This is a genomic window from Allorhodopirellula solitaria (assembly GCF_007859855.1).
Lineage (GTDB): Bacteria > Planctomycetota > Planctomycetia > Pirellulales > Pirellulaceae > Rhodopirellula > Rhodopirellula solitaria.
On record NZ_SJPK01000039.1, the window covers coordinates 1 to 12724 of the forward strand.

Annotated in this window: 10 protein-coding genes; all 10 read right to left on the minus strand. The window is 58.3% G+C overall.

The genetic code is table 11. The features are described 5' to 3' along the window. Positions 1-714: 714 nt before the first annotated feature. The 10 genes from CA85_RS24160 to CA85_RS24200 all read right to left on the minus strand — a co-directional run bounded on the left by CA85_RS24160 (position 715) and on the right by CA85_RS24200 (position 12422). Entirely contained in the window at positions 715-1848 is a 1134-nt protein-coding gene (locus tag CA85_RS24160) for an ABC transporter permease (protein WP_146394216.1), read from the minus strand. Continuing rightward, complete coding sequence (locus CA85_RS24165) at positions 1845-3359, minus strand: MFS transporter (RefSeq protein ID WP_146394218.1); 1515 nt, start codon at positions 3357-3359, stop codon at positions 1845-1847. Before CA85_RS24165 ends, CA85_RS24160 begins: the two co-directional genes overlap by 4 nt. A 680-nt stretch (positions 3360-4039) precedes the next feature. After that, complete coding sequence (locus tag CA85_RS24170) at positions 4040-5653, minus strand: polyamine aminopropyltransferase (protein WP_146394220.1); 1614 nt, start codon at positions 5651-5653, stop codon at positions 4040-4042. 5 nt (positions 5654-5658) lie between these two features. Continuing rightward, the gene (locus CA85_RS24175) at positions 5659-5952 is read right to left on the minus strand and encodes a DUF350 domain-containing protein (protein ID WP_146394222.1); all 294 of its coding nucleotides are present in this window, start codon (positions 5950-5952) and stop codon (positions 5659-5661) included. 62 nt (positions 5953-6014) lie between these two features. Continuing rightward, a complete protein-coding gene (locus tag CA85_RS25280) occupies positions 6015-6185 on the minus strand; it encodes a hypothetical protein (protein WP_186775197.1) in 171 nt (56 codons plus the stop codon). Between the two features lies 1 nt (position 6186). After that, positions 6187-7809 (minus strand): DUF4178 domain-containing protein, encoded by a 1623-nt coding sequence (locus CA85_RS24180; RefSeq protein ID WP_186775198.1) that lies wholly within the window; start codon positions 7807-7809, stop codon positions 6187-6189. After that, complete coding sequence (locus tag CA85_RS24185; protein WP_246113112.1) at positions 7806-8255, minus strand: S-adenosylmethionine decarboxylase family protein; 450 nt, start codon at positions 8253-8255, stop codon at positions 7806-7808. Before CA85_RS24185 ends, CA85_RS24180 begins: the two co-directional genes overlap by 4 nt. 126 nt (positions 8256-8381) lie before the next feature. Continuing rightward, complete coding sequence (locus CA85_RS24190) at positions 8382-10694, minus strand: tetratricopeptide repeat protein (RefSeq protein WP_146394224.1); 2313 nt, start codon at positions 10692-10694, stop codon at positions 8382-8384. A 163-nt stretch (positions 10695-10857) separates the two neighbouring features. Further along, entirely contained in the window at positions 10858-12015 is a 1158-nt protein-coding gene (locus CA85_RS24195; RefSeq protein WP_146394226.1) for a DUF1559 domain-containing protein, read from the minus strand. A gap of 227 nt (positions 12016-12242) precedes the next feature. Continuing rightward, complete coding sequence (locus CA85_RS24200) at positions 12243-12422, minus strand: hypothetical protein (RefSeq protein WP_146394228.1); 180 nt, start codon at positions 12420-12422, stop codon at positions 12243-12245. Positions 12423-12724 lie beyond the last annotated feature (302 nt).

Genomic DNA, 12724 nt, shown 5'->3' on the forward strand with positions numbered 1-12724 from the left:
GCAGCTTCTCGCTGGCAAGAAGCGTCGAGGCCCTCAATCGATCGGCGACTTGCTGATCGGCTTACTAATTCGTCTTGGAGTGAACCAGGAAAACACTGTAGAATCGAAACCGTCCGAAGCTCTGAAGTCTTAGGCTGAATTGTCGTGCTGCCAAGCACACTAACAACGTCGTCGCATGCCGAGGGTATCGGTGGAGCGTAGCTCTGCTGAGCAAGCCCGTGCTAGAGTGAGATGCTCTGTTAGCGGTTCAAACGCCGGATGAGACAGTGTGGGGCTCTCAGAGCTTCGGATATCTACCAGGGTGGCGAGACTGAACCACCAAAGCTAACCGAGCCGTGCTGGCTGGCCGACAAACAGTGGACTTTGAGTGTCGAAAAAGCTACCCTATTGGTGGTGCCGCTGAGCGTACGCGCGCACTGCAAATTTTCGTTCTGGATATGACAGTACTCAAAAAACCTCCCGCTGTGCTCTGCGCACGCTTCCGTCGGATGAACCGGCATTTAGCTGTTGACTCCCCACAAGTGTCCCGGAAGGGATGATAGAGAATAGCCGTAGGTCAGCGCAGCGCCACGTACGGTGTTTCGTGGAAGATAGAGCGTCGACCCCGCAGTGGGTCGCAGACCCCGTCTTGAATGCTCTTGAACCTCATTCGGGGTTGGCACGCGTGTTTCTCGACAGCTTTCCAAGATCCGCTATTTATCGTTCACACACTGCTCACCCTTGATGCCGCAGCGCCTCGGTGGGGTGTAGACGTGTCGCTCGATAGGCTGGCAAGAGAGCGCCGACGACACCGATGCCCAGCCCGATCATCGCCCCGCGCAGCCAGACCGACCAAGCGATCGATGGTTGCAACAACCCGCCCGCCGCGTCGGAGGCGGCCAAGAGCGACAACAAGCCCGCCGCTCCCAGGCCACCCAGGATCGTCGCAGCGAGGGCCAAGATCACCGATTCTAAAAACACGATCATCGCCACTCGCCGTGTAGGCCAGCCGATGGCCCGCAAGATGCCAATCTCCCCCGTCCGCTCGAGCACACTGGTCATCATCGTGTTGAGGGTCCCGATCGCGCCGACGAGCAGCGCGATCGCGGAGGTCATCCAAGCCATCGATCCCGCCAATTTCATCCGCTGATCGGTTTCCACAAACTCGTCTGTGGCCAGTGCGAGCAGTTTGGAATCGATCGCCTCGACTCGTTCAACAACGCCTGGGATCGCATCGGGCCCCGTGTTCTCGTTGAGCATCACGTTGATGTAGGTCAGCTGCCCCTCGCGACCGGTCAGACGCTGTAGAGCGGCCAGGGGAAGGATCATCGATCCGTTTTCCCAGATGCTATCGCTTTGAAACGTCCCGCCGACTCGGAAGGGTTCGTCAAAGAGATGAACCTTGCTCCCGATCTCGGCGTGCATCCGATCGGCGAGATTCTGTCCGAGGTAGAGAACATCGCCTTCACTGCCGTCGGCCGACTTCGGTGGCGGCGACAACCCGTAGTCAGTGAACAGCCAACTGTCGGTACGAACTCCCATCGCGGGGATCCCATAGATCTGCTGGTCCTCGACCGAAAGGGTTTCCAACAGCACGCCCGCGGCGCGACCAACCCCCTCGACGCCCGCGATTTGCGCAGGGAATCCATCGGCGAGCGAACTGCTCAACCGGTCCGCGGATCCTTGCCGCGAGACGACGAGATCGACGTGATGAGACTCGTACACGTTCCGGAAAGATTCAGAGAATCCATCCGCTACACCGACAAAGGCCATCACCGAGCCAATCGCTGTGGCCAGCGCCATCAGAGTCAGAAAAACCCGGAAAGGCCGTCGCCACAGCCCCTTGAAAACGAATCCGAAGAACGTCACACCGCACCAATGGCTTCGTTTTCTTCCACCACTTCTTCCTCGACATGATCCGGTTTGCGGAAACACGTCAACAGAATGATATAGCACACCGCCATCGTCAGAGGGACGAGCGTGGTAACCCGAAGAGCCCAGCGGCTGCCGTAGAGGTTCGCTGCCTTGACGGGCGGCGCGTCCACCTCGGCGAACTCCTTGTTCTCCTGCCACCACTCATACTGCTTGCGTGGTTCTTCGAATTTTGGTGACGTCCAATCATCGCCAGCAATTTCTCGCTCGCTTTCAATCGCTTCGCCGCCGTCGGCCAGCATCGCGGCTGCCGCCCCATCGATTCCCGTAATCGGTGGAAAGAACAAGAACTGGTTCTCGTTGGGTGCCTTGACTCGCTCATAGGTCTCTGGAGCTGCGCTCTGCAGTTCGTGCGAGGCAGCATAATCCTGCTTGTAGCCAATGCCAGGGCCGCCGAGGGCACCGGCCGACAACATCCCGATGCCACCCATTAGCGCCATTCCGATCGTGGCACTCTGAGGGAATCGCTCGCCGAGCACACCCAGCATGGTCGGCCACAAGAACGTTTTACCAACCGCGTAAACCGTCGCGGCAAAGAACATGAACTCCACGCTCTCACCGATACTGATCAAATACAAACCCGTCGCACCGATCAGCGAACTTGCCAACAGTAAACCCAGCGACGAAATGCGATGGACAATCGGTCCGGCGAAAAATCGCAGCACCGTCATCAAGAGCGAGGTGTAGATGAACAGAGCCGTGCCGAGAGCAGCGCTGCTGAGAATGTTCGCTGTGATCTTATTGATCCAACTGTCCGTACCCAGTTCGACGTAACCGACGCAGGCGTGAGCAAACAACAAAATCAAGAAGAACGGCGTGATCAAACGCTTGATCATGCCGCCATAGGACGTGGCTCCCTGTTCGGCCGCGGTCTTGGGAAACGGCTCAAACGTGATAATGAATCCGTAGACCACCACCGGGATCAGGAATGTTGCCATCAAGATCTCCCACGCCACATAGGGCTTAGCGAAGACGATCAATCCACCAATCACCAAACCGGCAGGCCAACCGGAGTGCAAAATATTGAGGTAGTGCGTCTTCGCTTCAGGGAACAAGGTCGCCGTGAGCGGATTGATCACGCCCTCGCAAATCCCATTGCCGATCGCAAAGATGAACATCGACCAGTACAGCAATACGTAGACCGCCTCCTTGCCGCTGGCGTTGAAGACGGGCGTGGCAAAGAACAACATCACCGCCGAGATGAGGTGACACATCAATGCGATCTGCATCAACCGCTTGTATCCAATCGTATCGATCAAAAACCCAGCGAACAGAATCACACACCCGAACCCGACCAAACCGCCACCTGTGATCTTGCCCAGCTCGGTCATCGTGAATCCGTACTGGCCTGACCAAACTTCAAGCAGGCCCGTCCGCACCCCAAATCCCATTCCGGCGGCAATCAGGCAGAGGATCCCTGCCAGCAGCAGTTTTTTTCGATTTTCCATAACGTCCAACATGTCGGAGGGTGAGGGGAGAGGTAGGGCGGCAATTGGCCGCTCGCCAGTGGCAGCCAATGATTGCCTAAACACGGGATTGCGGAAGTATAGCCGCTCTTGATGGCGCAAAACAGCAGGCGCACCGACCACTTCTCCAAAGCGGAGTCTCGCTCGCGGCGCCAGCTCGATGAGCTGGATTGCCACCGCAGCCTGGATGAGGGTTTCGCCTGCTGTTGATTACCCATTAAACCAGATCCCCTGTCAGCTTGTCTGACAGGAATCTCCGTTTCGTGATTAGATAATGATCGAGCGTTCACCCCGCTCCCATGCGGGCTTGCCCCGCATGAGAGCAAAGTTTGTCGGCTTGGTTTCCTGTCAGACAAGCTGACAGGGGAACGCGTGTCGATGCCGCGGTTTTCTAATTTCAAAACGTCGCTTCGGCGTCTGACAAGCACACGGGGGAGCAAACTTGTGGGTAATCCACAGGGTTTCGCCTGGGCTGCTAAAAAGTTGGTGCTGACATCCATCTTGTGGCAGTTGCGATTGTTCCGCGTTCTTAGGCCAGAGGCCGACACATCCCCTGCCGTTGGCGTCAGCCAATGGCAAGCCGTGAAGCCACACAAGAAGCCACACAAGAAGCCACACAATACGTGAAACCACGCAACACCAAATTTTGAACAGCCCATGGCTCAGCCTCGACCGCCCCATTCCTGGTCGTACAAGCGAACGAGGACCTGGTCGTTGAGCCGGTTGGCCGGCACGTCGAGCGTTTGCTGGTCAGCGGGCAGCTGAAAGAGACCCCGCATGGCCGCGCCATTGAGAAACCGCAGCCCCGTCACCGCCGGGGATAACTTCGGTGGCAAGGTCCAATCCAGTGGCTGTTTGGAATTCACAATCTCTGAGTCAGCCTCAGGCGTAGTCGGGCTGAGCAGCCGCGCCAAGGCAAACCCCCACACACCGAACGTCGGTACGCTGGCGTGGTAGGGGGTCACATCGAATCCCGATTCCCGCAGCGTGTGCAGGATACACCAGTACGATTGCGGAGCCACCAGCGGCGAGGTGCACTGAATCGATACGCCAGCACCGGGTGCCAGGTGACGCTTCAATTGCCGATAGAAATAAGTTGTATAGAGTTTGCCAACGGAATAGTTGCTCGGATCGGGAAAGTCGATCACGACAGCATCGAATTTCTCGCCATCCAGGCCGTGTGCGTTGGTGCCCTCTGCCTCTCCCGACTCCTTCGCCCATAGAAAGGCATCCTGGTGGACGACCGTCACCTTGGGATGAGAGAGCGACTGCCCGTTGAGGTTGGCCAGTGGCTCAAACTGTGTCGCCAGCCGCGTCATGGCGGGATCGAGGTCGACCAGTGTGATCGACTCGATGCCGGGATAACGCAGTAGCTCACGGACGGCCAGCCCATCGCCGCCGCCAAGCACCAATACCCTCTGTGCTTCGCCGCACACGCTCATTAGAGGATGCACGAGAGACTCGTGATAACGATATTCATCGACGCTGTTGAACTGCAGGTGCCCGTTGAGATAGAGCTGAAACCCACGTTCGCCCTGGGTCACTGCGATTCGTTGATAGGGAGAGGTATCGGCATAGACAATCTGACCGCCGAGCGTGTTTTCTTCGGCAAGCGTCGTCAGTGAGTCGGCTTTGATGAACCCGACGGCGAGCAAGCCAATCACGAGCACAGCACGACCGCGAAGCCCTGCTAAAGCACGGTCGGCCAAGAGCGGGCGGAGTAGATAGGTCCCCCACAACCCCACCACAGCATTGAGCAATCCAAACACAATCGCCGTTCGCGTCAAACCCAATCGCGGAACCAGAAAAATGGGAAACAGTACCGATGCGAACAAGGCTCCGAGGTAGTCGAAGGCCAGCACGCGAGAGACCAGCTCATTGAAATCGAGATGCTCCTTCAAGATCCGCATTAAAAGCGGTAACTCCAGACCGACGAGCACCCCGATCAACACCACACTGCCATAGAGCAGACTGTGGAACCAATCGACCAGTGGAAAAGCGAGGAAAAGCAGTGGCGTGGAAAAACCACCGATGATCGCCAGGGCAAGCTCGATCTCGATGAACGTCCGAGCTAAATGGTCTTCAAGATACTGCGACAGCCAAGCGCCCAACCCCAACGCCGACAGGTACACGCCGATGATCAGCGAGAACTGTGTTACAGAATCGCCCAGCAGGTAGCTCGCCAGTGTCCCGGCGACGAGTTCGTACACCAACCCACAAGTGGCAATGATCAACACGTTGACGTAGAGCAAGCCAAGTGGAGCGCGATCGATCAATCTGTTTAACCCTGGATGGCGGCAGCAATGATCATCGACATGCCCAACACGATCGCAGCGACAACGATCGACACCGCGATATTGTGCTCCTCTCCAATCTCATGGATGATCGAAAAAGGGGTCAGTTTCTCCGTCAGTATCAGGCATCCGACGAACACGACCACGCCCATCAGCGAGAAAACACTGGCGGCGATCAAATGCTCTAGCAGCACGTCGAACCCCACACCACCGGCGGGGGAAACGACGACATGCTGGGCGCCTTCAGGGAGCGTCGTGTCGGCTTGCGCAAGGATATTCATAGCATACTATTTCGATTAAAGGATATTATTGTTGATCGTCCGCGAGAAGTTGATTTCCCCGCTCATTTGCCGCCGCCCCAAGAACCACCGTAGCCCCGCCCGCCGTAGACGCCGCCGCCCGAACCACCGCTGAGGAAGCCTGTATCGGGAGCCTGCCATCGGTTAGCTGTCGCAATGCTGAACCACAAACACGCTGCGATTCCCACGACGAGATAGAATTGAAGCAATTTCATTTCACGATTCCGACGTTGGGTAAGGGTTGTAGTCGCTGTCTTTCCAGCGTTGGGTCTCGAAATGGTATTTGTATACCATGATCCCAACGGGAACGATCGAAACAAAGATCATCGCATAGAACCACATCCAAGGATCAGGACCAGGCTGTCCCGGCGCTGCAAACCAGGCGCGCCCCAGCACGTGCATCACCGAGATGAATGACATGAACGCCACCCAAGATATCCACACGCCGACGTGAATCGGGGGCGATGGTTGGATCGGGCCCACGCCCCAAGGGCGAGTGAGGTTCGTCAATCCGAAGGCCTCTTTGACTTCGTCGACGCTCACGTAAATCCCACGCGATACGTTGAGTTCTTCGCTTCGGCCCGACTCGGACGATTCAAAGGACAGCATCTCCGGTGGGCTGATGTAGTCGCTCGTGGTGACCATGTCGCCTTGATTGACCTTCCAGTAAAACTCGCCCATGCAGGAACGGACATACGCGCGGCCGCGATCGAATAGCCGGTACGTGCTCCCCTTGTACCGGACCGATCGGTCATGACGGGTAAAATTGCCGTCGGTGACCGGCTCGACGAAAGACCAATGCCGATCGTTTTCAACCAGCCAACGAAAGCCTATCTCCGGGTTGTGCAGTAAGTATTCACGCCATGGATAGGTGATCCCACCATACATGGCATAGCGATCCATCACTCCGATCAATGTGAACTCGTGGTCACTGACTTTCCCTGGGCAGTCAAAGCGGCCCACACTGCCAAGTGGAATCGATGCCTTGACGCGCCGGTCGTCGAGAGTCTTGAGTATCCGCAGCTTGCCTTCGTTAACGTCGAGCAGAGCGCCGCAGTTCGGGCATCCCACTCGCATCGTTTGATCGGGTGTCCGTAGATCCAGCGGCCCGCCGCATTGCGGACAATTTAACTGCACCGCTTCGACGCGCCGTACCGATTCAGACTCGAGCGGCTCGACGGCGGGCGGATCGAGGTTGAGTTCCGCCAGCGAAACCGTTTTGCCTATCGCCAAGCTTTTCTTCGTCTCTGAATCCTTCTCGGGGTTGTACTCGAAGGTCGCAAACCAATTGTCCTGACCCCGCAGATCGACGTAAACGTGATCCGCGCCCGGCCGGAACGCCCAAGGAATCTCGCCCTGAGCAGACACCGCCGTGGCGGTGCCCTTTTCCATCACGGTCAGGTCGGAATCGCCCAGAGGGACTGGATCGCCGATCTGCAGCGAATCGAAGTCAGGCACCTGTGTTCGTCGCCCGATCCGCCGTGGAAACGTCAACTGCAGCTGGCCCTGTGCGTCGGCCAACCAAGCCACTCGGTCACTGGGCAGGCGCAGATACCATTCGTCCCAATATCCGCCCGCAGCATGCTGATACTGCACTCGCCCAATACACTCAAAGGGCTTGCCGCGATATCTGCCCGTCGAGCCGAGTCGGAGGACGCTGTCGGTCTCCACTAGATCGGCGACTTTCCCGATCAATTCCACATCACGATCACCGCGTGCGATCGCGCTGTGACAGAATTCGCAAACCGCCACCATCGTGCCGCCAGCACCAAACTCGACTGGGCCGCCACAATTGGGGCAATTCGTCCCTTTCTTCTTGAGCGTTCGGGCACCAATCATCGCAATCCCTCCGCGGATTCGGCGACCCGTCGCGTTGCCCCGGTCTGGCCAGGCGGCCACACGCCCCGCGGCAGTCTGCGGACGTGAACGTCACGGGCACCCAATCCCGCCCGCAACTCTGCGTCCCAGGGCCAATCCACGTCTTCGCGACAACAGACAAAATCAAAGGTTGCCAAAGCATGCTCCGGATACGTATGCACAGCCAAGTGTGACTCGCTGAGCAAGTACAGCATCGTCACTCCGTGCGGCACGGCGAAACGGTGCGACGCGGGCGTCCCGATCACGTGCAATCCAATGCCATCGATCGCGCGTTGGCAAATATCGCCAACCGCTTGCAGTGACTGCAGCTTCTGAGGATCACATCGGCCAGCATCGATCACCCACTGCGTCCCGACTCCAACGATCGGCCTGGCATCATCTCGCGGCGGGGGCTCGTTTATGCTCAAGGTTGCGTTCACCGAAGAAAATTCGCGTCATCCCATTGGCGGGCAGACTATCCGTTGTACCGCATGGGGCGTCGCGGTAAAAGTCAGGCGGGCGTCCGATCGCCTGACCCCAACCCTACGACGCGCCTACCGACTCCATTTCTGCAGTTTTTCTCGCATCGCCGGATCCTGCGGTGGATTCGTCAGCAGCATCAACTCCGCGGCCGCACGGGCGCCGCTGCGATCTCCCGCTCGCCACTGACAGGCGATACCCTCCACCTTCGCCCGCTGATGCGAGGTCGTCGCAGATGGAAGACCAGCAGCGAGCTCCAACCACAAACGCGACGCAAGTTGAAGATCCGATGGGTTGGCGGAATCAGCGAGCGCCGACGCAGCGGCCGCGATCAGTTCCCCCGGCTGATCCGATTCCGGAATTTCGTCACGCAAACGCTGCAGGCCATGGCTCGCGTTCCCACTCCACATCGACCAGGCAATCGGCAACCGCGAGTCGATACCGCTACTGAAATCCGGGAGGAGTGTTAACAGATAAGAAGCGATATCTCGGTGCAGCGCCGGGTTTTCCGAAAGGTCCTCGTTCAATCGCCAGGCCACGACGCGAACCAGCACGCTGCTCCGCGGCGCATTCTTCTCGGACGTAACATCGGGCACGCTCTTTCCCAGCCGGCGGCGGGCGAGTTCGGAGAGAAACGGGTCGCTGCTCCCTTCCCCTGCTAACCTCAATCGCTCGCGGCGGGCATCGTTGTCACACGAATCCAATAAAATGGTGCATGTGAACTCGGCCTGCTCAGCGAGTGCCGTGGAGGCCGCCGCGGCAAAAACGTTACGCATTCTCGTCAGGCTCTCGACGACCCCTGCGGCGTTCTCGCTCTGACACTCATCGTCGTCCCAGTCGCAGAGTGATGACAGCGGGGACGCGCCCACGATCGCGCGCTGCCAAAGATCGACGCACCGCCGCGCGGTGGTGTCGTTCCAGTGTGCTGCGGGCATCTCGGTCGCCAACTCCGCCGCCCGCGCCGCATCGCCCCTCGCTACGGCGGATTCAATGAGCGTTGCTCGTGCGGTTTGCGCCGCTTGCGAAAGGGGCCATTGATCGATCAACTCTGTCAACAACTCGTGAGCGCCCTGGCCTGCCGAAGACGAAGCCGTGCCGCCGGCCGCCGAACGCAGCGACGCCGCTTGCAGTACCAGCATCGGGGAGGATTCGTGCTGTGGATGGGCCATCGCGATTCGGCGGAGCAGCTCCGCCGCCGCGGGCTCCTTTGAGACGCTTTGCAAAATCGCCGCCGATTCGATGGCCGATTGGATACTCCGCGGGGCATTGCGATCGCGAACCGCAGCGCGCGCGAACGTGACGGCTGCCGGCAGGGATTGCCCCACGCGAAGGTAATACCTCGCGTCGGCGCGCAGTACCCGCGGGTCCGTCGACCGTTCGCCTGAATCGCTGGCGTCGGTCGATTCAGATTCATCGGCACCACGGGATGCACGGTAGCGAGCGAGCAGCGTTTCAGCGTTCCGTCGTGACGTCGCCCCGCCACGCTGCTCGATCGCGTCAAGCCACTGAGCGACCTCGCGCAGATCGGTGGCACGATTCGGACGCAGCATCAGATAGCGAAGCCGGGCCAAATCCATCGCTGGACTCCGCGGCGCTGACGAGGGCGCATCGCCATAGTACTGCTGCAGTTTGTCCGCAGCAGCATCCCACCGGTGCTTCGCCAAATCCACACGGATAACGAACGCCAATTCGCTCGACGTGTTCACGACCAATGGTTGCGGCTTCTGCTCGGTGGGCACCGCGTCCTCCGTTCCCTTTCCTGCCGTTGATGCTTGCTGCATCGTACGGATCGCGGAATCGGGATCGCCGCTGCGCAGTTGTGATTCAGACAACAGCCTCGCTAACTCTTGATGCAGTTCGCTGTCATTGGGAAAATTAGCGAGCGCCTCGCGGATGAGGCGGATCGAGGTTGCTGAAAGCGCCACGCCGTCGGCCGAGCCTTCCGCAAACATCTCTGAAAGCAATGCTGCCAGTTCCACGCGAGTCAGCCACAACAGACTCTGCTGCCGCCGGAGTTCCTCGCGGCGTTGCTGGGACTCACGATCGAATTCTCCCTTTTGAATTTCAACGAGTTCATCGCGAATTGCTGCTAGCTCACCGGCGAGTTCCCGATCAAATCGCCGCTGGCGTTGGATCAACGCGGTCGTATCCGCCGGGCTGGCTCCCTCTGTGATCGCGGCAACGAGGTCGTCGCGAACTGCAGATAGCTGGCTATCACCGACGGTGTCGCTGGAAAGGCGCAGCGGCTTGTCTGCCGGTCGCTGAGCGTGCACGTCGCTGGCGGCCAGCAACACAACTGCCGTGACGAACCAGCCAAGCAAGCGGCACGAAAACTGGCCTGGGCCAAACAATGGACATAGCATCGATTGCCGCCGTGACGTTTTCATTCTCTTCGCGGTCCCGTTGGGCACCATTTCGTCTCTTCTCCTGAGTCATTGCGAGCCCCGTCTAAATTTACGCTCGCCTCACCAACGCAAAAAACCGGGCCTGCATTGTACGAGCCCGGTCTCTGCGATTGAAATAAGGCAGCGATTGACGCTACTGGGATGGCTACGGGAGCTGATCAGTTTCCTTGCTCGCCTTCGTCCCCAAAGCACCCCACAATCCGTAGGGGCTGGCGCTTCCCGGCGGTACCGCTGGGTTACTGGTCGGCCAGTTCGGTGAGGGCGAACTCAAGTTGCCCGACTCGATCGATTCCGTGATGAACTTGACCGCTCCGTCAGCCATCAGCACATGGCATCCGCCTTGGTGACGACTTCCTGCGGTGAACATGCCATCGCTGCCGTCACCGGCCCAGGAGCAACTGACCCGGTTGGGCGGCATGATCGTCGTCACGCTCGTCATCACGGGACGCCCATCGGTCCAACGCATTCCCTTCCGCTGAGAGGAACCCCAGTTATTCGCGCTGGTGCCGGCGAGGTGAAACTGTGGACGCTGCGGATCGATCGTGTCTTCGCAAACTGTGGGGTCCACGAAGAAAGCAGCGTCGCTACCGCGGTTGACGACGGTCGAAAGCACTTCGAGCGTATTGGAGTCGACGACGATCTCGGCACTGGCAATCGTGTTGCTCAGCCCATCGAGAATATCGCGAAACTTGGTGGGCATCCGGGTGACGAAGACACCGCGGTCCATGCCACCACGGCGGGGCATACAGCCGCTGTTGATGCTGCCGTCCTGGTTGATGCACGAGTGATTATTACTGGCGATACCGTCACCGATGCAGGCAGCGTAGTTGGTAAAGGCCTCGAAATTGGCTGGCGCTACGCTGGGGTCGCTCGGGCAGCGGTAGGTCCCAATCTGGGTCAACCACGGCGTGTAGTTTCGATCCCATGGCACTGGCCCCATCGCGGGAAACGGTGTTCCGCGTGTCCCACCGTTGTGATTGACCACCCGTGGGTTAGAAATCATCTGCCACACAGCTTGCTGCTCAATGAATGGCGTCAGGCCAACCAAAAAGCTGAGCAGGTGACGGTTGCCAATATTGGGATTGGTGCCCCCGCTATGAACAGGTAGCTGGTCATAGGCGGAGTGATAATTATGTAGCCCCAAGCCAATCTGCTTGAAATTATTGCTGCAACTCATACGACGCGCCGCTTCACGTGCCGCTTGGACGGCGGGCAATAGCAGCCCGACCAAAACACCGATGATCGCGATGACCACCAGCAATTCAACGAGGGTAAATCCGCCTCGTCGGGAGGAAGTATTCATTAGAAAAACCTCTACGGGAAAAAAAAATGCCGAACAAAATCGGCACGGAAAGTGATTCAAAAAACAGGATCTACCAGCGGGTGTTGCCTGGACTTCAATAATGGCAGCCGAGGTTTCCCTCAAGAAAACCTCGGCATCAAAAATTGCTGGTAGGTCCGCCTGCGGCAGGAACGAGATCGGGTCGCTCAGCGTTGAGCCACTCAACCCATCCAAATCGCTGTGAACGATTATTGGCTATTCATGTCAGCAGCGTTCTGTGAGCCCATTTCTTCCATCTCTTCCTCGGTGTGAACAACGCTGTCGTCCACATCGGAAACAGTGGCCGAATTATCGGGGCCACATCCCATTTGGGTCACAACAGCCAAAAAACCCGCACAGAAAAACGCAAACAATCGCTTGGAAAGCATTACGACATACTCCTAATTAACAATGAAAGAAAACACCGGCCTGATCGACCGGAAAATGCGTCGACTTTCGACGCCGAGAGGGCCAACACACCATCATAATACCTTCATGCAATATTCATAGTGCATTTCGCGCCAATCGCCCCCGCCGAAAAAGAGCGAGCTGATACCTGCACCTGGGTGCGATCCGCTTGATGCGCTCGACGAGTCCTGCATCACGCTGTTTCCAAATTGATAAGGTCGCCGACGGTCAGTTTTGACTGGAGCCAGTTCTCATAGACAGCATCCCACACTCCACTGAGCAG

What these genes read in the sequence shown, in the direction of transcription:
- CA85_RS24180 (WP_186775198.1), bottom strand. Translation starts at nt 7,809, where the DNA reads ATGATTGGTGCCCGAACGCTCAAGAAGAAAGGGACGAATTGCCCCAAT.
- CA85_RS24195 (WP_146394226.1), bottom strand. Translation starts at nt 12,015, where the DNA reads ATGAATACTTCCTCCCGACGAGGCGGATTTACCCTCGTTGAATTGCTG.
- CA85_RS24200 (WP_146394228.1), bottom strand. Translation starts at nt 12,422, where the DNA reads ATGCTTTCCAAGCGATTGTTTGCGTTTTTCTGTGCGGGTTTTTTGGCT.
- CA85_RS24165 (WP_146394218.1), bottom strand. Translation starts at nt 3,359, where the DNA reads ATGGAAAATCGAAAAAAACTGCTGCTGGCAGGGATCCTCTGCCTGATT.
- CA85_RS24190 (WP_146394224.1), bottom strand. Translation starts at nt 10,694, where the DNA reads ATGAAAACGTCACGGCGGCAATCGATGCTATGTCCATTGTTTGGCCCA.
- CA85_RS24175 (WP_146394222.1), bottom strand. Translation starts at nt 5,952, where the DNA reads ATGAATATCCTTGCGCAAGCCGACACGACGCTCCCTGAAGGCGCCCAG.
- CA85_RS25280 (WP_186775197.1), bottom strand. Translation starts at nt 6,185, where the DNA reads ATGAAATTGCTTCAATTCTATCTCGTCGTGGGAATCGCAGCGTGTTTG.